At 40.4% G+C, this 22,445-nt stretch carries 22 protein-coding genes; 7 read left to right on the top strand and 15 right to left on the bottom strand.

The features are described from left to right. Position 1: 1 nt before the first annotated feature. Genes CCS90_RS10695 through CCS90_RS10680 form a run of 4 tightly spaced genes read right to left on the bottom strand, consistent with a single transcriptional unit; the run spans position 2 to position 4,011 of the window. Positions 2-1,078, bottom strand: a complete 1,077-nt coding sequence (locus CCS90_RS10695; protein WP_099019555.1) for a Kelch repeat-containing protein — start codon at positions 1,076-1,078, stop codon at positions 2-4. Next, positions 1,071-1,571: a GNAT family N-acetyltransferase gene (locus CCS90_RS10690; protein WP_099019554.1), complete on the bottom strand. Its 501-nt coding sequence runs from the start codon at positions 1,569-1,571 to the stop codon at positions 1,071-1,073. The genes CCS90_RS10695 and CCS90_RS10690 overlap by 8 nt, the downstream gene beginning before the upstream one ends. Beyond that, complete coding sequence (gene thiI / locus CCS90_RS10685; protein ID WP_099019553.1) at positions 1,558-2,802, bottom strand: tRNA uracil 4-sulfurtransferase ThiI; 1,245 nt, start codon at positions 2,800-2,802, stop codon at positions 1,558-1,560. The genes CCS90_RS10690 and thiI overlap by 14 nt, the downstream gene beginning before the upstream one ends. Positions 2,803-2,814: 12 nt before the next feature. Beyond that, on the bottom strand, positions 2,815-4,011 hold the full coding sequence (locus CCS90_RS10680; protein ID WP_099019552.1) for a pyridoxal phosphate-dependent aminotransferase: 1,197 nt from the start codon (positions 4,009-4,011) through the stop codon (positions 2,815-2,817). Between the two features lie 225 nt (positions 4,012-4,236). On the opposite strand from CCS90_RS10680, the gene uvrB reads away from it, so the two are divergent. Next, the gene (gene uvrB / locus CCS90_RS10675) at positions 4,237-6,258 is read left to right on the top strand and encodes an excinuclease ABC subunit UvrB (protein WP_099019551.1); all 2,022 of its coding nucleotides are present in this window, start codon (positions 4,237-4,239) and stop codon (positions 6,256-6,258) included. Positions 6,259-6,323: 65 nt separating this feature from the next. On the opposite strand, the gene CCS90_RS10670 is transcribed toward uvrB, so the two are convergent. The 7 genes from CCS90_RS10670 to CCS90_RS10640 form a co-directional block, all read right to left on the bottom strand. Further along, the gene (locus tag CCS90_RS10670; protein WP_099019550.1) at positions 6,324-6,746 is read right to left on the bottom strand and encodes a GFA family protein; all 423 of its coding nucleotides are present in this window, start codon (positions 6,744-6,746) and stop codon (positions 6,324-6,326) included. A gap of 109 nt (positions 6,747-6,855) precedes the next feature. Continuing rightward, on the bottom strand, positions 6,856-7,338 hold the full coding sequence (locus CCS90_RS10665) for a DUF2165 family protein (protein ID WP_099019549.1): 483 nt from the start codon (positions 7,336-7,338) through the stop codon (positions 6,856-6,858). Positions 7,339-7,603: 265 nt separating this feature from the next. Continuing rightward, positions 7,604-7,918, bottom strand: a complete 315-nt coding sequence (locus tag CCS90_RS10660; RefSeq protein WP_099019548.1) for a YciI family protein — start codon at positions 7,916-7,918, stop codon at positions 7,604-7,606. 258 nt (positions 7,919-8,176) lie between these two features. Continuing rightward, positions 8,177-8,590: a GFA family protein gene (locus tag CCS90_RS10655; protein WP_211337062.1), complete on the bottom strand. Its 414-nt coding sequence runs from the start codon at positions 8,588-8,590 to the stop codon at positions 8,177-8,179. Positions 8,591-8,593: 3 nt separating this feature from the next. Beyond that, complete coding sequence (locus tag CCS90_RS10650; RefSeq protein WP_099019547.1) at positions 8,594-8,914, bottom strand: EthD family reductase; 321 nt, start codon at positions 8,912-8,914, stop codon at positions 8,594-8,596. A 163-nt stretch (positions 8,915-9,077) separates the two neighbouring features. Continuing rightward, the gene (locus tag CCS90_RS10645) at positions 9,078-9,755 is read right to left on the bottom strand and encodes a type 1 glutamine amidotransferase domain-containing protein (RefSeq protein WP_099019546.1); all 678 of its coding nucleotides are present in this window, start codon (positions 9,753-9,755) and stop codon (positions 9,078-9,080) included. A gap of 136 nt (positions 9,756-9,891) precedes the next feature. Continuing rightward, entirely contained in the window at positions 9,892-12,096 is a 2,205-nt protein-coding gene (locus CCS90_RS10640) for an AsmA family protein (RefSeq protein WP_099019545.1), read from the bottom strand. 366 nt (positions 12,097-12,462) lie between these two features. Between CCS90_RS10640 and CCS90_RS10635 the strand changes: the two genes are divergently transcribed. Then, on the top strand, positions 12,463-13,902 hold the full coding sequence (locus tag CCS90_RS10635; RefSeq protein ID WP_211337063.1) for a sensor domain-containing diguanylate cyclase: 1,440 nt from the start codon (positions 12,463-12,465) through the stop codon (positions 13,900-13,902). Positions 13,903-14,170: 268 nt separating this feature from the next. Here CCS90_RS10635 and CCS90_RS10630 read toward each other — a convergent pair whose 3' ends face one another. Both CCS90_RS10630 and CCS90_RS10625 read right to left on the bottom strand, forming a co-directional pair. After that, positions 14,171-16,345 carry an OsmC domain/YcaO domain-containing protein gene (locus CCS90_RS10630; RefSeq protein WP_099019543.1) on the bottom strand — a complete coding sequence of 725 codons (2,175 nt, stop codon included), beginning with the start codon at positions 16,343-16,345 and terminating at the stop codon, positions 14,171-14,173. Between the two features lie 150 nt (positions 16,346-16,495). Beyond that, positions 16,496-17,116 carry a helix-turn-helix transcriptional regulator gene (locus CCS90_RS10625; RefSeq protein WP_099019542.1) on the bottom strand — a complete coding sequence of 207 codons (621 nt, stop codon included), beginning with the start codon at positions 17,114-17,116 and terminating at the stop codon, positions 16,496-16,498. 100 nt (positions 17,117-17,216) lie between these two features. Between CCS90_RS10625 and CCS90_RS10620 the strand changes: the two genes are divergently transcribed. The 3 genes from CCS90_RS10620 (at position 17,217) to yghU (ending at position 19,008) form a co-directional block, all read left to right on the top strand. After that, positions 17,217-17,603, top strand: coding sequence for a VOC family protein (locus CCS90_RS10620; RefSeq protein ID WP_099019726.1), 387 nt, complete (start codon positions 17,217-17,219; stop codon positions 17,601-17,603). Between the two features lie 3 nt (positions 17,604-17,606). After that, complete coding sequence (locus tag CCS90_RS10615; protein ID WP_099019541.1) at positions 17,607-18,026, top strand: VOC family protein; 420 nt, start codon at positions 17,607-17,609, stop codon at positions 18,024-18,026. A gap of 109 nt (positions 18,027-18,135) precedes the next feature. Further along, positions 18,136-19,008 carry a glutathione-dependent disulfide-bond oxidoreductase gene (gene yghU / locus CCS90_RS10610; RefSeq protein ID WP_099019540.1) on the top strand — a complete coding sequence of 291 codons (873 nt, stop codon included), beginning with the start codon at positions 18,136-18,138 and terminating at the stop codon, positions 19,006-19,008. Between the two features lie 121 nt (positions 19,009-19,129). On the opposite strand, the gene CCS90_RS10605 is transcribed toward yghU, so the two are convergent. After that, a complete protein-coding gene (locus CCS90_RS10605; RefSeq protein ID WP_099019539.1) occupies positions 19,130-19,465 on the bottom strand; it encodes an RNA recognition motif domain-containing protein in 336 nt (111 codons plus the stop codon). A 246-nt stretch (positions 19,466-19,711) separates the two neighbouring features. After that, a complete protein-coding gene (locus CCS90_RS10600; protein WP_099019538.1) occupies positions 19,712-20,119 on the bottom strand; it encodes a DUF3788 family protein in 408 nt (135 codons plus the stop codon). Between the two features lie 261 nt (positions 20,120-20,380). On the opposite strand from CCS90_RS10600, the gene CCS90_RS10595 reads away from it, so the two are divergent. After that, positions 20,381-20,641, top strand: a complete 261-nt coding sequence (locus tag CCS90_RS10595; RefSeq protein ID WP_099019537.1) for an OadG family protein — start codon at positions 20,381-20,383, stop codon at positions 20,639-20,641. Positions 20,642-20,655: 14 nt separating this feature from the next. Next, entirely contained in the window at positions 20,656-22,440 is a 1,785-nt protein-coding gene (oadA, locus tag CCS90_RS10590; protein ID WP_099019536.1) for a sodium-extruding oxaloacetate decarboxylase subunit alpha, read from the top strand. Positions 22,441-22,445: the final 5 nt, after the last annotated feature.

Below are 22,445 nucleotides of genomic sequence, written 5' to 3'. Positions count from 1 at the left end.
ATCAGTTCAACTTTTGTTTTTTGTGATAAATAATTTGATCAGTAACCAGCTGATTTTCTATCATGCCACCTAAAATGACAAAACCATGTGGACTGTTCAATAAAGCCCGGTGGTCCATAGAAGCGGATTGATCATGATTGTTAACTTTCCATGTCTTAGTTATGACGTCATAAACCCGCCATCCATTACTTGGTTTAGATGGGACTTCATTGTAGCCGATGCCATCGTAATTATATGGATTGTCACTGCCACCGACAAAATGGATTTCAGTGGACGCATGACTTCCTGCAGCCATTCTGTAATAAGCCGTTCCACTGTGATGCGGAATTTGTTCCCAGTCAATGACAGTGGGATCCTGGTCATCTATGGTACCCATTGCGCAAGCTGGGGATGGTAAAAACTGCTTTTTATTTGAAGTTTTCAGTACTTTTACACCATCACAAATCAATATTTTACGGCCAACTATTCCACCGGCATGGCCAAATACAGCGGGTAAAGGAAATGGTGTCGCTTGTTGCCAAGTCAACGCTTTGGTATCAAATACCTGAACCAGGTCTACATTATCCACATCATGCCATCCGCTGATTAAATAAATATAACGGTTTTGATAAACCACAGCAACTGCATCATCAACAGGAACAGGCATTACTGGCATTGCATACCATTGGTCGTTTATTCCATCAATTCGCCATACATTGGGGATCGATTTTTCACTGTGATCGGCAGCAACCGTATACCCGCCAAACAAATAAACTGAACCATTAACTGCCACAGCGGTTGAGGCCAAAACGGGTAATTGTTGTTCTGGTACCATCATGGTTTGCCACTGGCCTTTTTTCCAAACAAATGCATGATTGCTGATGTCAGTGTATGATTTCCCGCGGTGCAAACCATTGAAGGTATAAAACTGATCCTGGCCATCCAGCTGTAGATAAGCAACGGCATTGTTGGATACTGCATGAGGTAATCTCACTGGAAACTCATATGATTTATTTTGAACTGACAGTTGATTGCTGCAGTTAATGAGCAACACCGTCACAAAAATCAAAAGACATAATATGCCTGTTTTCTTAGTCATTTAACTTCCTCAGCATATGAACTCCACAATTACTGTGCCCTGTGTTTCCTAGTCGTTGCTCTAAATATTCAAATCCATTTTTAAGATACAAAGCTTGGGCGGCTTTCATCTTTGGTACTGTTTCCAAATACATTGATTTATAATTCAATTTTGTGGCTTCTTTGAGACATAATTGAATCAATTGTTGTCCCATACCCTGGCCTCTTAAGCTGGGCAAAAAATACATTTTTCTTAATTCAGCAATCGTCCCACGCTCAGTACCAGTCAACGGAGCAAAGCCGCCAACACCATAGATTTTGTCAGCTGACACAATCACATAATAAGCACTTAAATCATCAGAATATGACTGGTACATGTCATTCAATTCATCATCAACACCTGCATAACCAGCACCTACCAAGCCAAATTCAGCCAAGGTGTTTTGTACCAGTGTCTTGACCTCAGCATTATCATCAGCTTGAATGAAACGGACATTAAAGTCACTCGTTGACATGTATTTTATGCTCCAGATGACCAAAGTTATAAACCACTTCAGTCATTTCACTCAAAGTATCAGAAATCAACGCTTCATAATTCGCCAAAAAGCTGGTTTCCAACTTGCTTAATAATTCAGTTTTGGATTTTGTTTTGGGGCTTTTACTGATTAAGGCACAGCAATCTTTATAAGGTTCACAACAAACATCAAATAAATCCAATTGCTTAGATATATCAATAATTTGCTCTTTGTTATAAGTGATTAATGGCCTAAGAATGGGCGTGGTTATGGCCTGATTCATGGAATTGATATTTTCCAGTGTTTGCGAGGCCACTTGACCTAAGTTATCCCCTGTCACCAAAGCTTGTGAATTGTCTTTAAGCATGATTCGTTCTGCAACCCTGGCCATAAATCGCCTGAATAAGATCAAATCATAAGCCAAATCATGCTCCAATAAAGCCATATCAAAGTGTGTATAAGGCACAATATATAACTTTGCACGTCCAGTGATTTCACTGATTTTTTTGACAATTCTTGAAATTTTATAATCTTCAACATCCTTCAATTGATGGTGACTGGCAGAAAAGTGGACGAAATCAACATTACAACCTCGATTGGCCATTAACCAAGCAGCAACAGGAGAGTCAAAGCCGCCAGACAGTAAAGTCAAAACCCGACCAGTCGAAGAGACCGGTAAGCCACCACTGCCGATGATTTTGTTGGTATGAACTGAAATTCCTCTTGATGATATATTCACATAAAAAAATTGATCGGCATGTTGTAAATCAACATCTTGCCATTCGCTGTTATCAACGATTGATTTCGCCAAGTCAATTGAAAGTTGCCTTGACGGTATGCGAAAATTTTTGTCACTGCGTTTGACTTTCAACGCAAAAGACTTGCCCTTTTGATAAGTTTGAACCGCCATTTCTTTGATTAAATCATGAATCGGTTTCATGTCAGGTTCTGCCTGCAAAAATCGATATTGTTTTTCAGCAAACCAATGTACATAACTGAGCCACGCAATGCCTGGAATTCGAGCCACTTCCTTAACCACTTGATCTGCTTGATCGGAAGCCACATTACCAGCTTCTACGAATATACGATCGTGAATAGAAAGCACATCCCACTCATAACCCAAGGACCTTAATTTTCGCCTGATATTGATTCGTAATCTTTTGACAAAATCGCTTCTGTTTTTTCCTTTCAAAGCCAGTTCTGCATAATGAACTATGATGCGGTAATTCATAAACAATTCTCTTTATGCAAAATGAGGTTTTACAGCACAAGCAATGCGATTGATGGCATCCTTTAAAACATCGATTGAAGTTGCAAAAGACAGGCGAACATATCCTGGTGCACCAAAAGGCGTTCCTGGAACCACTGCCACACCTGCATTTTCTAGCAACCAAGTCGACAGTTCAACGTCATCATGTACACCGTCTATTTGTTTTACCAAAGCCGAGACATCTGGAAAGGCATAAAAGGCACCATTACCAGCTGAGCACTTGACACCAGGTAAGTCATTCAACGCTGAAACCAAATAGTCATGGCGTTCTTTAAAAGCGGTTTTCATTACCATCAAACAATCTTGTGGTCCATTGTAGGCGGCTGTTGCGGCTGCTTGTGAAATAGAACATGGATTTGAAGTACTTTGTGATTGTACTTTTCGCATGGCTGTAATGATTTCGGCATTGCCAGCAGCAAAACCAATTCGCCAACCCGTCATGGCATAGGCTTTTGAGACACCATTGATGATGATCACCCGGTCTTTCAAAGCTGGAAACAAAGCCACCAAATTAACCAACGGTTCTTGGCCCCAATAGATGTGTTCATAAATATCATCTGTTGCAATCAATACTTTAGGGTGAGCTAAAATCACTTCACCAATGGCCACCAATTCAGCTTGTGTATAGGCTTTGCCCGTAGGGTTACTGGGTGAATTCAACATCACCAGTTTTGTTTTGCTGGTAATGGCTTGATTCAATTGATCAGCAGTTAGTTTAAAATCTGCATCAATGTTTGTTTCAACTAGTACAGACTTCCCACCTGCCAACAACGTCATATCAGGATAAGACACCCAATACGGCGTTGGAATGATCACTTCATCACCTGGGTTAATAACAGCACACAACAAGTTTGAGATTGAATGTTTGGCACCACATGAAACCAAAATTTCATTGGCTTGATAACTGACATGGTTTTCTCTGAGTAATTTACCCAATATGGCTTGTTTTAACTCTGGAGTCCCATCGACTGCAGTGTACTTGGTTTTTCCTTGTTGAATGGCTTCAATGGCTGCTTTTTTGATGTGATCAGGCGTGTCAAAATCAGGTTCTCCAGCGCCCAATCCAATCACATCTTTGCCGGCTCGTTTAAGTTCAGCCGCTTTCATGCTGACAGCAATGGTCGCTGAGGGCTTAACACGCTTCACTAAATCAGATACAAATTCACTCATAATCGCTGTTCTAATGATAAAAACAGCCTATCTTAAAAGACTGCCCCGAGATGGCAACCTTTTTCTTTACTACCTGCTATTTTGACCCAATTAATTGGGAAATTTCAGGTAATTTTCAACATTTATAAAAAATCATTTTTTATGGTTTATTCTATACAAAATATTCATGCGCTAAACACCACACACTGCTTCACCGATTAAAACTATTAAGTTATCATACTCCCCATGGAAACCATTAACCTACAAATCAAGAAAAAATCCAAGCCATTCAAAATCAAAAGTCCATTTGAACCAGCAGGTGACCAACCGCAAGCAATCAAAAAACTGGTTCAGGGATTTGAAGATGGGCTCAAAGCACAAACACTGTTAGGAGTCACAGGATCTGGTAAAACTTTTACCATTGCTCACATGATTAATCAGGTGCAAAAAACCACCATCGTCATGGCTCATAACAAAACATTGGCTGCACAATTGTATTCTGAATTCAAGGAATTTTTTCCTGACAACGCGGTTGAATACTTTGTTTCCTACTATGATTATTACCAACCAGAAGCTTATATCCCAGCCACAGACTTGTACATTGAGAAAGACGCATCGATCAACGAATACATCGAACAAATGCGACTGTCAGCGACCAAGTCATTGATGGAACGCAAGGACGTCATCATCATTGCCACAGTTTCTGCCATTTATGGCTTGGGTGACCCTCAATCTTACTTACAGATGTTAATTTCATTGAACGTTGGAGACACCATAGACCAACGCACCCTACTCCGTCGTTTGGCTGAACTACAATACAACCGCAATGACATCATTCTGGAACGAAGTTCATTTCGTGTTCGTGGTGAGGTGATAGATGTCTTCCCAGCTGACTCGGAAAAAGCGGCCGTTCGGATTGAATTGTTTGATGATGAAATTGAATCATTGAGTTTTTTCGACCCGCTGACAGGCAAAAAAATCAGCAGCGAACAAAACATCAATATATTTCCGACATCACACTATGCCACACCTCGGGAACGCATTTTGAATGCCATTGGCCACATTCGAGAAGAACTCAAAGACCGCTTAAAAGTACTGTATGATGAAAATCGCTTGGTTGAAGCTCAACGGTTGGAGCAACGCACCATGTATGATCTAGAGATGATGCAAGAATTGGGTTACTGTCAAGGCATTGAAAACTATTCAAGGCACCTCACTGGATTGCCAGTAGGCCACCCACCACCCTGCTTATTTGACTATTTGCCCAGCGACGCTTTGTTGGTGGTTGATGAATCACATGTGACCATTCCACAAATTGGTGCTATGTATAAAGGTGATCGATCAAGAAAAGAAAACTTAGTTCGCTTTGGCTTTAGGTTGCCCTGTGCATTGGATAATCGGCCACTGAAGTTTGAAGAGTGGGAAGCAAGAACACCACGCATGGTGTTTGTATCAGCTACACCAAGCAAATATGAGGCAGCCAACCAGGCTCAGGTCGCGGAGCAGATTGTCAGACCCACTGGTTTGATTGACCCAACCATAGAAGTCAGACCGGTGGGCACCCAGGTGGATGACTTGTTGTCAGAAATTCACAAGCGAGTTCAATTGGAAGAGCGTGTGCTGGTCACAACTTTAACCAAGCGAATGAGTGAAGATTTAACCGATTATTTAGCCGACAAAGGCATAAGGGTTCGTTATTTACATTCTGAAATAGAAACCGTTGAACGGGTTGAAATCATCAGAGATTTACGCAAAGGTGTGTTCGATGTTTTGGTGGGCATCAATTTATTGCGCGAAGGTTTAGACATGCCTGAGGTTTCATTGGTGGCCATATTGGATGCTGACAAACAAGGATTCTTACGTTCAACCAGCGCGCTGATTCAAACCATTGGACGTGCCAGTCGAAACCTCAATGGTAAAGCCATCCTTTATGGTGACAAAATTACCAACGCCATGGAAACTGCCATTGGAGAAACCGAACGCCGTCGCCAAAAGCAAATCGACCACAACAGCAAACATGGTATTACACCAAAATCCGTGGTGCGTAAAATTCATGACCTGCAAGACGCCTATGAACAAAATGATACCAAGCAAATGGTTAAAATTGCCGAGGGTCAATCTTCATATGCCGGTAAAAAAGCCAAAGAATTGGGTACTTTACTGAAGAAACTTGAAAAACAAATGAAACAACATGCCACAGATTTAGAATTTGAAAAGGCCGCCGACTTAAGAGATGAAATTCAAAGAATCAAAGAAGCTATTTTTTGATCCATGTAACCTGCACAAATCAGTAGAGGTCAAACTGGAGCACCTAACCTGATGAATATATGGGCTCATTCAGCTCCATACAATGCAAATAACTCAGCACCTGTCATGTTTTTTGTTTTATTTGAAAAGCAATAATAGTTGGGTTTTTCATCAATGAAAACTTGGTGATCAAAGTGAAGTTGATTTTCTAAATCTAAAATCCCAGCTGCCAGCATGTACTGGCCACTTTCTTTCAATTTATAAAACAAAGCACTACCACATTGCGTACAAAAACCACGTTCTGCCCATTCGGAAGAGGCATATCTGCCAATGTACTCATGACCTATAAATCCCACTTCTGACCCACAATCAACGGCCATGAAAGGTCCACCCACCCACTTTCGACACATGTTACAGTGACAGGCTCCCACCATTGGTTTGACAGTCGTTGCTAATAAAGTCACTGCTCCACATAAACAACCACCATGGCTGGTTTTTTGATCAGTCATTGTTCACCTTTTTCATTGTTAATCCTGCTTATAAAACTGTTAACAGGTACTTTTTATAACTACCCAGAAAACTCAATCAGCGTACCTGACTCAATCTCCCTGACCACTTCTATTCTTTGCTTGCTACAAACAGCGAAATGATTGCGATCATCGCTCCATAACGAAATGCAGACTGAAGCACAGGACCACGCATGGTTTCGGAACGCCACAGCTCAAACCAACTTTCAGCAACCACTATAAAACCACCAAATAACATAATTACAGCAATACCACATCCTGTCAATGCCATTGATTTGGCTGCAGCATAAGCCGTCATATTGTCTTTCCTGGCTCTCCACATGCCTAATGCGCCCATTGTACACAACGTGCCTGCCGCCAGTTTTGAGAGACAAATGAATAGCGCACCTGACCAAATTAACAAAGTATTTGAGGTGGCTTGCCAACTTTCAGCTCCACCATCGAAGGTCGCCATAGAAGTGACCGCACCGACTGCACCCAGGGTTCCGCCCCAATCCATCACATTATGCAAAGCCCCAACAAACCCCCACAGTGCAACGGTGAAAATCATAATTGATTTGGTTTTTATTAACATCACATTCCCCTCCAAGCTTATTATCAAACATATTTAAAATGGCATATCATCTTGTTTTTAAACAATTAATTTATTTTCATTAGAGTCACATGCCAAATGACTCACCATAATTTTAGCATAAATTAACAGATCGACAGCTCAATGCCAGACCATAACAAAGACCTTAATAGGCCAATCTAAAAATATAAACCTCAAGACATTATTAACAATTGAGGTTTGATTTAACCATTCACTTAAGATCGGTCAGTGATAAAAACATGATGGTTTAAACTTCAAATATATCCGCTAATTCAACTTGGCCACCAGAGACCAGAATCGGACATTGCTTTGCCATTTCAATCGCTGTTGCCAATGAATCTGCTTTAAAAATGCCATAACCAGCAGCTGGGTTACTTCCTCCGTGATTATCAACCGAACCATCGCTGTTGACTGTGGTTGATTGCCCCACAGGATTTCCAGCGTCAACGACTGAATCACCCAATCCCTCAAGCCAGGTATTCCAGGCTTTAAAAACAGACTCCATATCCTCAGGATTTTCTGGGTGTTGGCCGCCGTGATAAATAAAAAGGTAATTGGTCATACTCATACTCCTAAGGCTTGTTCTTCAGTAAAAATATATTTTACAGAATGAGTCCTTAAGTGTGGAAAATCAATTTTGATGATCAATGGTTGAAGGCGTACAGCCGAAACAGTAAGTATTTCGGCACCTAATCCCTTTCATTCAATCTACTTTGATGCTGGAAAATTGAATGTTAATGTGTAGACTCAAACACACAGCCATTTAACTCAACCCTAAACCAATACTTAATTCACAGACCAAATCTTATTAAAACCAAATTCATGTTTCATTTTGCTTAGCCCCATCGGTGATTTCATAATAATCCCCTTTTTCTAGGGTAAAGATGTGCTGTTCAATTTTCACAGCTGTGGGCGTGGTAAAACTACCCAAAGCAATGGCAATCCACTGATGTTTTTCTTGATCAATGGGATCAAAAAACATCGGTGATCCACAATCTGCACAAAAACCCCTGCGTACCTTTTTAGATGATGGGTACCACTTCAAGCGACTTTCATCATCAATCGACAAAGCCATCCTAGGTACTTCAGTACTGGCATAGATGTGGCCAGTCCACTGGCGACACTGTTGACAGTGACACATTTCTCCCGCACCCAACTGTCCGGTTACCTTGAACTTGATGGCCCCACATAAGCACGAGCCCTGATGTATGGTTGGTTCCGCAGCCTTAGACACAGTCTATACCGCCTCATTGCCGATCAACATGATTGGCATTCCTCCTGTGGAAATTCGATTGGCATCTGCAGCCACTGCTTGCATCTCAGCGCTCGCCAGCGTTTGTTGTAATGCTTGCATCGATGGGAAAGTAAAACTGAACATCTGATAGAAAGGCGCTGGACCTGCCGGTGAATTATGCATTTTGATCACTTCATAATTACGTACTTCCATCGGAATTTTCATTTTTTCATGGAATAACTGCAAATGTGCTTGATAATCCAATTCGAACTGAACCGCATCTTTGGGTTGTGGATACAACACCATGAGTTTAACTTGAGCCATGTTTCCCCCTTATAAATCAATCATTAAACTTAATCATTTAATCAATAATTTTAACGTGCTTTAAGGTGAACAGCAACCCCAAAGACCAGCTAACGCTGGTTTCCTAAAAAATAAAAGCCTGACGACTGCCAAGCTTTTAAGATCATGCATTTAAATTAACGACTCATTGGAGTAACTTCAATAAACCTTTTGCCACTGCCTCAGATGACCCTGGGTTTTGTCCAGTCACCAATAACCCATCGGTGATTGACAACACCTGCCAATCATCAACTTTTTGATACTGCGCCCCATTGGCTTTTAACTCATCTTCCAACATATAAGGCACCACATCAGTTAATCCTACGCCCTGCTCTTCGGAATTACTGAACCCAGTGACTTTTTTGCCTTTCACCAATGGCTCGCCATTTGGTTTTCTTGCTTGCAACAAAACAGCTGGCGCATGACAAACAGCAGCCACTGGTTTTTCAGCAGCGATGAATTGTTCTATCAAACCAATGGAATTCTCATCTTGATACAAATCCCATAAAGGCCCATGCCCGCCAGGGTAGAAAACCGCATCAAAATCTGCGGCATTGACATCAGCAAGCTTCATGGTACTTGCCAATTCTTGCTGAGCAGTGGAATCACCATTGAATCGATGGGTCGCTTCGGTTTGAGCATCGGTGTTGTCACTCTTTGGGTCTTTGGGTGGCTGGCCACCCTTGGGTGATGCCAAGGTGACTCTTACACCGGCATCTGTAAATGTGTAATAAGGACTGGCAAACTCTTCTAACCAAAATCCAGTTTTTTCTCCAGTGTCTCCTAAATCATCATGTGAAGTTAATACAAACAATACTTTCATTTTAAGCTCCTTATTTCAACCATATAAGTAAATGAATTAACAGCCAGCCCTCAGGGTCACCTGTTATCATCCTTTTTTCATTACAATGATAAATGCCAGCCAGTCAATTTTGTGTCAAATTCAGCAAACACCCAACTCATTGATTTCCATCGTCGGTATCTGCATCTTTTTCTTCAGGGTCTTTTTTGTCTTTACTGCCACCCAATAAACTTTCCAACAAATCTCTTTTGGCTTGGTCTTTCTCTGCTCGCCTCTTTTGTTTTTCAGTTAACTCAACTGGCGGTTCACCATCAGTTGTTATAGGGTCGTTCGATTCTTTTTTGTTTTTCTTGGTGCCTAACAAAGCATCGAATAAGTCCTCTTTAAGTTCTTCTTTTTTCTCATCAATTTTTGCTTTTTGCGACTCCAAAATAAGCTTTTCAATGTCAATTGAAACATCAGGTTCCAACAGATTCCCTCTGAGGCTCACTGGAATTCGTATATTGAGTAATTTTTCGAAATTTTTATCCAATACTCCCTCTGGAATATTAGTTAACATGGGTTTGATCGTGCCTCTGATGGTTTGTTGATCCAAATCGATTTCCACGTCTCCATCCAAATTAAAATAAGGTGAAGTGATTTTTAGTGTCTGCGTTTTCAGAACACCATTACTGACCGTGGCTTGAATATCCATCAAACCAAAAGCCGTTTTTAATTCTTCATTATTATTAATGACATCTGACTTATTCAATAAACTCAAACTTTTTTGCATGATTTGAAACACATCGATCCCAACAATATCACCATCGGACAATTGATATGACAATGTTCCATTGGCTGTTTTAAATGGGCGCTCGCTGAAAGGTTCATCAATTTTAATGTCAGCAATTAATTGACCCAAACCAGTCAAATAATCTGTACCCATTAAATCTGTCAACATATCACCGGCTTGAAAATCCTTCATTTGATGCATGACCTGTAATTTTCCAGAATCATTGTCAGGCTGAAGTTTTAATTCAGTTTTAATTAAGCCTTGGTAAAAGCCTGCTTGTAAAGGCTCAACTGTTATGTTTTTACCCTGGGTTTTGATGTTTAATGTGATGTCACTGAGTTGCAAACCCATCAATTGCAAATGCCCCATTTTGATTTGACCACTTAATTGGCCCAGGTCCATGGTCGCAGTTTCTTGCTTATTTGTCACAGCAACTGATGAAGTGGTTTCATTGGGCAAATAATCATCCATATTCATTTGATTGATGTTCAAGTTAAATTGTCCCTTCATTTGACTCAATTGCTTCACATCAACATCCCCAGAAATTGATGATTCATCCAATGTCATTTTCAGTTGATTTAATTGTAAGCGGTCTCCCACCAATGACCATGAACCACTGCCTGATAGTTCATTGTTGGCTTGATTTTCTACTGGAGACCCCATGGCCTCAAACAACTCAGTCAATGTAAACGCATCTATTACTGCAGCTCCAGATAAAGACATGTTTGATGATAATTGAGTGCCCCTCACTGGAGTACTGACTTTCATTGGTCCATACTGAGCTGTCAACAAGTTGATTTTCATGCTGTCCGCAGCTAAATCGACAACCATTTCACCACCTGTAGTTAGCTTCAACAAAACAGCATCCATCTCTCCATCTAAATCCAAGGTACTGAAATCAAATACTGGGCCAAGTCCAGATGTTAAATTTTGGACTTTCCATGTAGCCGACAGTTGTCCTGTGAGATTTTGTATCGGCAGATTTAAATTTGCAGTCAAATTCATGTCTGTTGGTATACCCGCTTTGATGGCTTCGCTTTGAAAAGACAAGTCTGTCATTTCGAGTTGTAAATCAGCTGGAGCGTCAGTGTAATTGAGTGTACCTTGGGTGATTGAAATACCTTTGATTTCCAGATCAGATGATGAACCACTGTCTGGACTTACTTCATCCGTAGTGCCTGATAATGTGTTTACTATAGATTGCCAGTTACTTCGCCCAGACTGAGCCACTTGAAGATTGATTTCAGGGTGTACCAATTCAACCTGCCCAATTTTTATTTGCTTACTGAACAAAGGAAGTAATTTAACCCGTACAGACACTTGTTCGACTTGCGCTAGGAAATCCCCTTTAAAACCTTTTTCATTGGCAATATCCACATCACTCAAGTTGATCGCTATCCATGGAAATACAGACCATTCTATCGGGCCGTTCAACGACACATCACGCCCCACTTGTTCAGATGCAGCTCTTTGAATTTCTACTTTATGTTCATTGGGATCAAAAACCAGCGGTAACAGTATCACTGCAAGTACCAACAGCAAAGCCAAGAAAGCCACCAACCCTACTAACCATTTAATTAATTTTTTCATTCAAGCGTGTATTTTAAGAAAGAAGTTACTTTAACATTGCACACCTTAATTTCATGTGAACATTTGTGATTTATTGATGCTTAATTGTGCTTGAATTCACCCATAAAAATGAAAAGTAAAAACAGGTCATTAATTAAAATTTAATGACAAATTTGAAATCATTATATTTATCTATATACATCCCATGTCATGCATCAGTTGAGTCATTGACAAGCTGTGTCAATTGCGCTCAATAATTCAGAATTTGTTGATATTTAATGGTGTCAATCTCACTTTTTTATGCAAATCACTCCCTGAATGAATTTACTGTGCATAAACCCATGCTAAATAACTACAATAACATCGATAAAAACAAATCAAAATAAATTGAATCAAACCCGCCAACTCTTTTTACCCAAGTTCGTTGATGTTTTACATCAGTCCATGTTAACTCGTCATGTGTTTTTGTTGTTGGCGTGGTTGGCCGTTTGGCAAATGGGTCGACTGGTGGAATATACCGACCATGCCAGTGTGTGGTTTCCAGTTGCCGGACTGACCTTTTCTGCTTTGTTGGTGCTTGGTAAAAGGGCCATATTAGCAATCATGACCGGTGCCATCGTTATCACTGTATGGCAAGCCAACCATTACCAATTACCTTTAAGCTTATTAGAAATGATCTGGGCTGGCTTTTTATTTGGATTGGCTCATATTCTTCCATACTGGCTGGGTGCATCATTGATCGGCCGACTTTCTCAACATGCCAGTCACAGTGCCCCACAATTGATTGTCACTTTTTTAGTTGTGGCAGCAGTGACTGCATTTATAGTTACTGTTTTGGTCATTTCTTCATTGGTAGTCACCAATCAATTGGATGTGTCAGATGTGGGGAAAACTTTGTTGCCATTTTGGATCGGAGATATGGCAGGGGTAATTGTATTAACACCTTTATTTACTGGAATTCTTATTTATTTGTTTCCCAATGCTCACATTTCATTGGATGAATTCACCCGAGAAGGACTTGGCTCACTGAAGCGATTAGCAAAAAAAATGGGACTGAATATTGCCCTAATCATTGCTACCATGTTATTGGCTTACCTTTCAGGCACTCCTGAAAGTTCATTTGCCATCTTCTTTTTGGCTGTCACTCACATGTGGATAGCCTGTACGGAGAGTCCCGTGTTTAATGTAGTTAGCCTTGCAGCCAGCAGTTTGTTGATCGTCTTATTGGTCCATTTGTTGGGATTAATGGATCATGTTATGGTCTATCAATTTGCCATCAATGTCATTGCAGCCAATGCTTTATTTGGCATAGCTGTACCCCAATTGAAAGCCTATAACCAAGAACTGGAACACTTGGTTTATACCGACACCCTGACCCATGTTTCTTCGCGTCAGTATATGGTACAACAGGCTGAGGTTGAAATCGCCCGATGTCATCAACACAAAGTGCCTTTAACATTGGTGGTTTTTGACTTAGATGATTTCAAATTAATCAATGACCAACATGGACACATTGCTGGTGATAAAGCACTGCAAAGCGTCTGTGAAGTTGCCAAATCAATGTTAAGTAAAACAGATGTGATTGCTCGTTTTGGAGGAGATGAATTCGTGCTGATGTTTCCTGGTTTACGTTTTAGCGCCGCGTTCAATTTGGTGGAACAAATCAGGATGGCCATTCATCAAATTTTGATCGATGAAACAACAGTATCTGCAAGCTTTGGAATAGCAGAATTACAAGCTAAAGAAGATTTTATATCCATATTCCACAGAGCCGACCAAGCCTTGTACCGTGCCAAACAAAAAGGTGGTAACCAAATCGGTGTATAGACAACCGAAATGGTGAAAAAAAGTTCAAAGTCAATCAAAACACAGTTCACATCAGCAACAACTATAATAATCTAAATTATCAAATAAGATACTTATCTTATTGAAATTTAACTAAAATAATGTTGGTTATACTGACTGTATTTTTGATGGTATTCACCAGTGCTTATGCTAAAGCAGTCAACAAACCTTAAAGTTCATTTCCATACTGTGTATAGGCCACCATAGGAGTGGCCTATTTGTTTTGATAACAGATATTGCAGACGCTTTATCAGGGCCTTCTGGCTTGATGAAGTTTTTTATAACTTTCAATCAAGCGCAAATGCTTATCTAAACCTTCCAACTTCATGCTGGTTTTAGTCAAACCATCAAATCGCAACTCGCCTGAGACCGCAGCGACGACCCGATCCATGACGTCGGAGCCAAACATCCTGTTGAAGTTATTTATATAGTCACCCAAAGCCATCTCATCATCCAATGTAACTTCAAGCACAGCATTCATTGCTTGGTAGTACAATCCCCGCTCAACCGTATTGTCATTGTATTGTAAAAATGCTTCGACTAAATCCATGGCCTCTTCCAATGAACCCACAGCTAAATACAACATGACTTTTAACTCAAGAATGGTTAACTGGCCCCACACCGAGTTTTCATCAAACTCAATACCTATAAGGGTTTTGATGTCCATGTAGTTATCCAACTGGCTTTCTTCTAATCGATCCAACAAAGCAGCCAAAGACTCATCACTTAATTCATGTAAGTTTAAGATATCTTCTCGATAATCCAATGCTTTATTGGTGTTGTCCCAAATCAGGTCTTCCACCAAATACACTTCAGAATAATCAGGCACCAATATTCGGCAAGCTGTTGTACCCAATACATTGAACTCTGTTACATAGGCTTCTTTACCCATTTCATGCAATATACCGAACAAGCAGGCACTTTCTTCTTGATTGCTGCCTGAAAAATCCCATTCATTGAATTCATAATCTGCTTTGGCACTGAAAAAGCGCCAGGAGATGATGCCAGTTGAATCGATAAAATGATCAACAAAATTTTCAGGTTCAGTCACTGCCAGGCTGTTAAAAGTCGGTGGTGGCACATCATTTAAGCCTTCAAAACTGCGACCTTGTAATAATTCAGTCAAACTGCGCTCTAAAGCCACTTCAAAACTCGGGTGCGCACCAAAGGAAGCAAATACGCCACCTGTTCGTGGATTCATCAAAGTCACACACATCACCGGAAACTGTCCTCCCAAAGAAGCGTCTTTAACCACCACCGGGAATCCTTGGGCTTCTAAAGCCTCAATACCTTGTAAGATGCTTGGGTACTTAGCCAGGACTTTTGAAGGAACCTCAGGCAATACAATTTCTTCTGTGATGATTTGTTTCTTGACTGCCCGCTCAAAAATTTCAGACAAACACTGCACTTGTGCTTCAGCCAAATTATTACCGGCACTCATGCCATTACTTAAAAATAAATTCTCAATCAAATTCGATGGAAAATACACCGTTTCTCCATCTGATTTCCGCACATAAGGAATTGAACATATGCCTCTGTCAGTTCGACCCGAGTTGGTATCAAACAAATGCGATCCCCGCAATTCACCGTCAGGGTTATAAATCGCTAAACAATAATCATCCAAAATACCAGGGGGCAATTCATCATTCGGTCCTGGTTTAAACCATTTTTCATTGGGGTAATGGACAAAATCACTGTTGGCAATTTCTTCACCAAAATATTGGTCATTGTAAAAAAAGTTACAGTTAAGTCTTTCAATAAACTCTCCCAAAGCAGAACACAGTGCACTTTCTTTGGTCGACCCTTTGCCATTGGTAAAACACAAGGGTGATGCTGCATCACGAATATTCAATGACCACACATTGGGGACAATATTTCGCCAAGAAGAAATTTCAATTTTCATCCCTAACTCAGCCAGTTTTCTGGTCATATTGGTGATGGTTTGTTCCAGCGATAAATCCTTTCCCAATATAAAAGTATTTGAACTGTTTGCAGGCTGCTCCATCAGCATGGCTTGTGCATCATTTTCAATGCTTTCAACCGCTTCAACTTTAAATGCTGGACCCGTTTGAATGACTTTTTTGACTGTACATCGATCGATTGAACGCAAGATTCCTTGACGGTCTTTTTCAGACAGGTCATCGGGCAATTCAACTTGTATTTGGAATATTTGGTTGTACCTGTTTTCCGGATCAACAATGTTGTTTTGCGACAACCTGATGTTTTCAGTGGGTATACCACGCGCCAAACAATAAACCCGAACAAAATAACCAGCACAAAGTGCCGATGATGCCAGAAAATAGTCAAAGGGACTCGGCGCAGAACCATCTCCTTTATAACGAATTGGCTGATCAGTGATGACGGTAAAATCATCAAATTTGGCCTCTACTCTGAGGTTGTCGAGAAAGTTGACTTTGATTTCCATTGAGGCTTATCCGATGTTATAAAGTAATTTTGGGACTTCATTTTATACCGTTTCACCCACTGATTTTAGTTACTTTATGTCAAATTAAACAAATTCAGTTCAAATCTACAAGAGACTGGTATTGGGTTTCATGCCATTCAATTGAACCCATTAAACCAATGGTGTGATTTTATAGGCACAGCGACGAGCACCCTCCATGATATGTTCTTCCCTGCTTATGCTGGCCTGATTAACCAGTAAAGATTCAAACAAGTGCAATTCTGAGCGACAAAATTTCAAGCATTGGCTGGCAGCCGCACAGATAGAACAGTGATTTTCCAATAACCAATAATCGCCATCTTGTTGTTTGATGTTAGCCATATAACCTTCTTCACTGCGTAATTGAGCCAATGCTTGTAGTTTATCCAAAAGGTTATTGTGCTGTCCTAGAACCAAAGAATAGGCATCATATGATTCTTTTTCCCTTTGCTTGATCAATTCGTCCAGCCCTTGCTCGCCAAATACCTGTTTAACAGATTCAATTAACTTCAAAGTTAAACTTTCATGACCATCTGGAAAACGACTGTGACTCTTTTCAGTTAAAGACCAATATCTTGTGGGCCTGCCTCTTGCTACTTTTTTATCCGTATAAACAACCTCGCCCTGATCTTCAAATTTAAGCATGTGTTGTCTAACTCCCATGGTTGTAACGTTTGTTTCTCGTGCCAAATCTTGGGCTGTCATGGATCCATTGACCTTCAATAAATGAATGATTTTTTCTTCAGTTTTCATGTCGCCATTATGTCATATTCATGAAATTAGTAAACATTTTTGTTTACTAATCAAATCTTTCAACTTATTATGTAAACACATTAATTTACATAATAATAGCATGAACCTCAATCAAATTACTTTACCCGCCAGCAACCTCAAAGTATCGGTAGATTTTTATTTAAAAATGGGCTTTACTCAAATTGTAGATTCACCCCATTATGCAAGGTTCAGTTGCCCAGTTGGTGATTCCACGTTCTCATTATCACTAACTGAAGACACACCCCATCACGGTGTAACCATATATTTTGAAACTGAAGAATTAGATACTTGGATTGAATTGATAAAATCAAGAGGCATACATATTGATCAAATGCCCATTAAACAAAATTATCTATGGACTGAAGCCATAGTACATGACCCATCAGGCAACACCATTAAACTGTACCATGCTGGCCAAAACAGATTGAACCCTCCTTGGCGAGTTAACATCACGTATGGAGCATAAAATATGATTCACATAGAACACATCAATTTAATCGTCAAAGACATGACAGCCACCATTAAATTCTATCAAACCGCATTACCACATTGGTTCATTCGGGGTAAAGGATCTGGTGATTGGTATGGGCATCCGAGGAATTGGGTACATTTCGGCGATGAATACCAGTACATCACATTTAATGACAATGGCACGGGTGAAAACCGTGACTTAACAGGACATGACTTAGGCTTGGCTCATTTTGGGTTGGTCTGCAATGACGTCAAAAGCATCATTGATAGATTGAATCAAGCAGGTTATGCAGAAAGGGTTGCCTATTCCTGTGACGAATATCGTGCCAATGTGTATTTTATAGACCCAAATGGTTTTGAAGTAGAATTTGTTCAATACATGAGCGACCAACCCAAACAGAGAAATCAGTACGATTAAGCCATTTTAATAATTAATGTGGTTAAAATGGTATCTCGCCGTTAATTTTCTTTTATTAAAGGAACACTAACCAAAACAAACCCTTTCACCATTAAGCCAGGAAAAAATAATGAGCCACACAAAACAATACATCCCACCCAAAGTATGGCAATGGGAAAAAAACAACGACAGCAAATTTGCCAACATCAACCGTCCCGTTTCAGGACCCACCCATGAAAAATCTTTGCCAGAGGGTAAACACCCTTTTCAATTGTATTCATTGGCAACCCCTAATGGTGTCAAAGTGACTGTGATGCTGGAAGAGTTATTGGAATTGGGAATCAAAGGAGCTGAATATGACGCTTACACAGTTAACATCATGGAAGGTGACCAATTTGGTAGCGGCTTCGTCAAGGTGAACCCTAACTCGAAAATACCCGCCATGATGGACAAGCCTTCGAATACTCGCTTGTTTGAATCAGGTTCAATACTGCTTTATCTGGCAGAAAAATTCGATGCATTCATCCCTAAAGATGAAAAGCTAAAAACTGAGTGTATGAACTGGCTATTCTGGCAAATGGGCAGTGCGCCATTTTTAGGCGGTGGTTTTGGTCATTTTTATAGTTATGCACCCACCAAGATTGAATATGCCATTGATCGCTTTGCCATGGAAGTCAAACGTCAATTGGATGTATTGGATAAACAATTACAACAAAATCAATATATTTGTGGCGATGAATACACCATAGCGGACATGGCTATTTGGCCATGGTACGGTGCATTGATTATCGACAACCTTTATGACGCCACAGAATTTCTCGATGCCCAGAGTTACAAAAACATCAACAGGTGGGCCAAAGAAATAGATGCCAGACCAGCCGTCCAACGAGGTCAAATGGTAAACAGAACCTGGGGGGATCCGAGTAAACAATTACATGAGCGGCATGACGCCAGTGATTTCACATTAAAAACTCAAGACAAAATCAATCCAGAAATTCAGTAGAAGCAACAACCATTGCTGTGCTGTTGAAAGGTTGCCGATTAAACAGGCAACCTTTCAAACCGATGATCTTGTCGAGCGACTCAACACATTCTCAACAGGTCATTGAGATCGATAAAACCAATCAATGTTCTTTGGCTTCAGGCACAGATTCCTCATCAACTTCAGTTTGTAATGCGTCAACTGACTCTAATTCAACATCAGAGCTGACAACCGTTGTTTTGTTTTCGGCTTTCTTCACCCTGATTTTGTTCCCAGCCACATCTTTGTTATTCATTTTTTTCATCGCCACTTTGGCCTCACCGGCTTTAGGCATTTCAACAAATGCAAAACCTTTGGATTTACCAGTGGCTTTATCCAAAACCAAATGACAGGATTGAACCGTACCGAAAACTGCAAAAAAAGAGGCCAATTCCTTTTCGGTGGTGGTACGAGCGAGGTTACGAACTAATAATTTCATGAATAGACCAGGTTATGTCGAGTTATGCAGGTAGTGACCATTGAAAACAGGACATGTGAATAATAATTAAGTACATCGGTCGAATGTTAACATGGGCTGTGGAACTTGATTGAATTTGTTTTTCATCTGAAGCTTTTCAACAAATAAAAAACCAACTTAAATCATCAAATTGCTTTCCTTGATTATTTTGACCCTCTGTAAATTAAGCCGTGATCCTTATTTGATAAGCCATGACGTACAATGCCCTTATCTCATGGCTGCCAATTTATTTATTAGGTTTATACATGGCAGGAATGAATGTAGGTTATCAACAGAAAATCGCAAGGCATAACCTTCGGAATATCTTTTCGAGTTTTTCAACTGTTCATGCATTGGCAGTATAGCTTGGTCAGCAAGTAGTCTCATTTTCTCCTTTTCTTGAACAGCCAAACTGACTGAAAATGAATCATTCAAAGGAATCAGATAATACAATGCTTTTTTTCCATCATGCACTTTCTGCATCCAGCCGCTGCTTGGAGAAAAACGCCAACTTTTCTTGAAGCCAAAGGTTCGTTCGTTCAACTCTAAGTAGATGGCATAGACTTTCCCAAGAATCCTGTTTAAAGAGTCTTCAGTGGGCTTTATAAGTTTGTCAGCAAAAGGTCTTTTGTTCATAAGCTAATTGTTTAAAACATTTACAGCTTTCGTGAGAGCCTCATTTTCCAAAAACAAATATATCAGTATCATTTGACAATGATATCTGCTGCAGTATTAATATTTCGTTTATTTAAATATTTTAAGAAAAATGAAGCGCTTTACCTCTGAATTAAGTGCAAAGTGGGCATCAAGTCATTGTGCTTATTTTCCGATTAATCATTGCATTTAAGTGTCTAATAGGAAAATAATTAACTTAACCGAAAATAAATATTCTGATGTATGACTGAATTTGAAGTATCAACTCAGCTTTTCTCACAAGCGGCTGTATTAATGATGGTAGGCATGGGTTTTGTCTTTGCCTTTTTAAGTGTACTTATCTTAATCATCAAAGTTGTCATTTCACCCTTGGCCAATCGCTTTCCAGATTCAGTACAAACCGATAATAGAATTCATTCAACTGCAACCACAGAATCATCTGCCACCGTTGCAGCCATCACTGCAGCCATCACCCAGTACCGTCAAAAGCATAATCACAAATAAGGAATAAACCAAACATGTCAGAAACCACAACAGTTAAACCATTGGGCATCACCGAATTGGTCTTGAGAGACGCACATCAATCCTTGCTGGCCACCAGAATGCGAATTGAAGACATGCTACCCATTGCTCCGATATTGGACGAAGTGGGCTTTTGGTCAATCGAATCTTGGGGTGGCGCCATCTTTGACTCCTGTATTCGATACTTGGGAGAAGATCCTTGGGAACGTATTCGAGAATTAAAAAAAGTCATGCCAAAGACCAAGCAGCAAATGTTGTTTCGTGGACAAAACATTTTAGGTTATCGACATTATGCCGATGATTTAGTGGAAAAATTTGTAGAAAGGTCCTTTATTAATGGCGTCGAAGTTTTTAGGGTTTTCGATGCCATGAATGATGTGCGCAATATGGAAACGGCAATCAAAGCCACCAACCATGTCGGTGGTCATGCTCAAGGCACATTAAGCTATACAGTGAGCCCAGTGCATGATCTTGAAACCTGGTTAACCATGGCGAAGATACTAGAAGACATGGGTTCTGATTCATTGTGCATCAAAGACATGGCCGGTTTACTAAAGCCGTACGTGGCAACTGAATTGATAACAGAATTAAAAAAATGCGTGGATATTCCGATAGCCCTGCACTGTCATGCCACCACAGGATTAAGTGTGGCTACTCACATGAAAGCCATTGATGCCAACATTGATGTGATTGATACAGCGATATCCTCCATGAGTATGACTTATGGACATTCAGCGACAGAAACCATTGTTTCAATCGTTGAGGACACACCCAGGGACACGGGGATAGATTTGCAAAAGTTAGAACAAGTGGCTACTTATTTTCGCAAGGTACGTAAAAAATACGCAAAATTCGAAGGCAGTTTAAAAGGCATTGATGCACGCATTTTAACTGCACAAGTCCCTGGTGGCATGCTAACCAACATGGAGAATCAACTCAGAGAACAAGGAGCAGCTGATAAATTAAATGACGTCCTCACAGAAATCCCAAAAGTAAGAAAAGATTTGGGCTACATCCCACTGGTAACACCCACCTCACAAATCGTTGGTTCACAGGCGGTGTTGAATGTATTGACTGGCGAACGCTACAAAAGCATCACCAAAGAAACTGCCGGTGTTCTCAAAGGTGAGTATGGAGCCACAGCCGCTCCTGTTAACACAGCACTCCAACAAAAAGTACTTGAAGGCGCTGAGGCGATTAGCTGTCGCCCTGCAGATTTACTTAAACCCGAAGTGGCGTCCTTAACCGAAGAACTGCTCCAGTTAGCCCAACAAGAGAACATCCATTTGGCTGATGAGGTGATAGACGATGTATTAATTTATGCCTTGTTTCCTCAAATTGGTTTGAAATTTCTTAAGAACCGCAATAACAAAGATGCATTTGAACCAGCTCCACAAGAAGCAACAACAAAACCCAAAGCACCTCCTCAACCACCCCTTACAGCCCAAGCAAGTCAAGGGGTTGAAAACTATACGGTGACCGTCGATGGCAAAAACTATGCGGTCCAAGTGGCGGCTTCAGGAACCGTCACTCAAGTCAGTAAACAACCTGCAGCAGCCCATACAACCGGTGAAACACTGAAAGCACCATTGTCAGGTAATATCTTTAAAATCAATGTCAATGTTGGCGACCATGTTAATGAAGGTGACGTGCTGATTATTTTGGAAGCCATGAAAATGGAAACAGAAGTGGTTTCATCTATCACAGGCACATTAGCAGCCATTCATATCAAAACCGGTGACAATGTTAAAGTCGGTGAAACTTTATTGAGTTTCGAGTAAGCACT

The organism is Marinicella litoralis, from assembly GCF_002591915.1.
Classification (GTDB): Bacteria; Pseudomonadota; Gammaproteobacteria; order Xanthomonadales; family Marinicellaceae; genus Marinicella; species Marinicella litoralis.
Note: the sequence above shows the minus strand (reverse complement) of the source record. Positions and strands in the feature narration are given on the sequence as shown.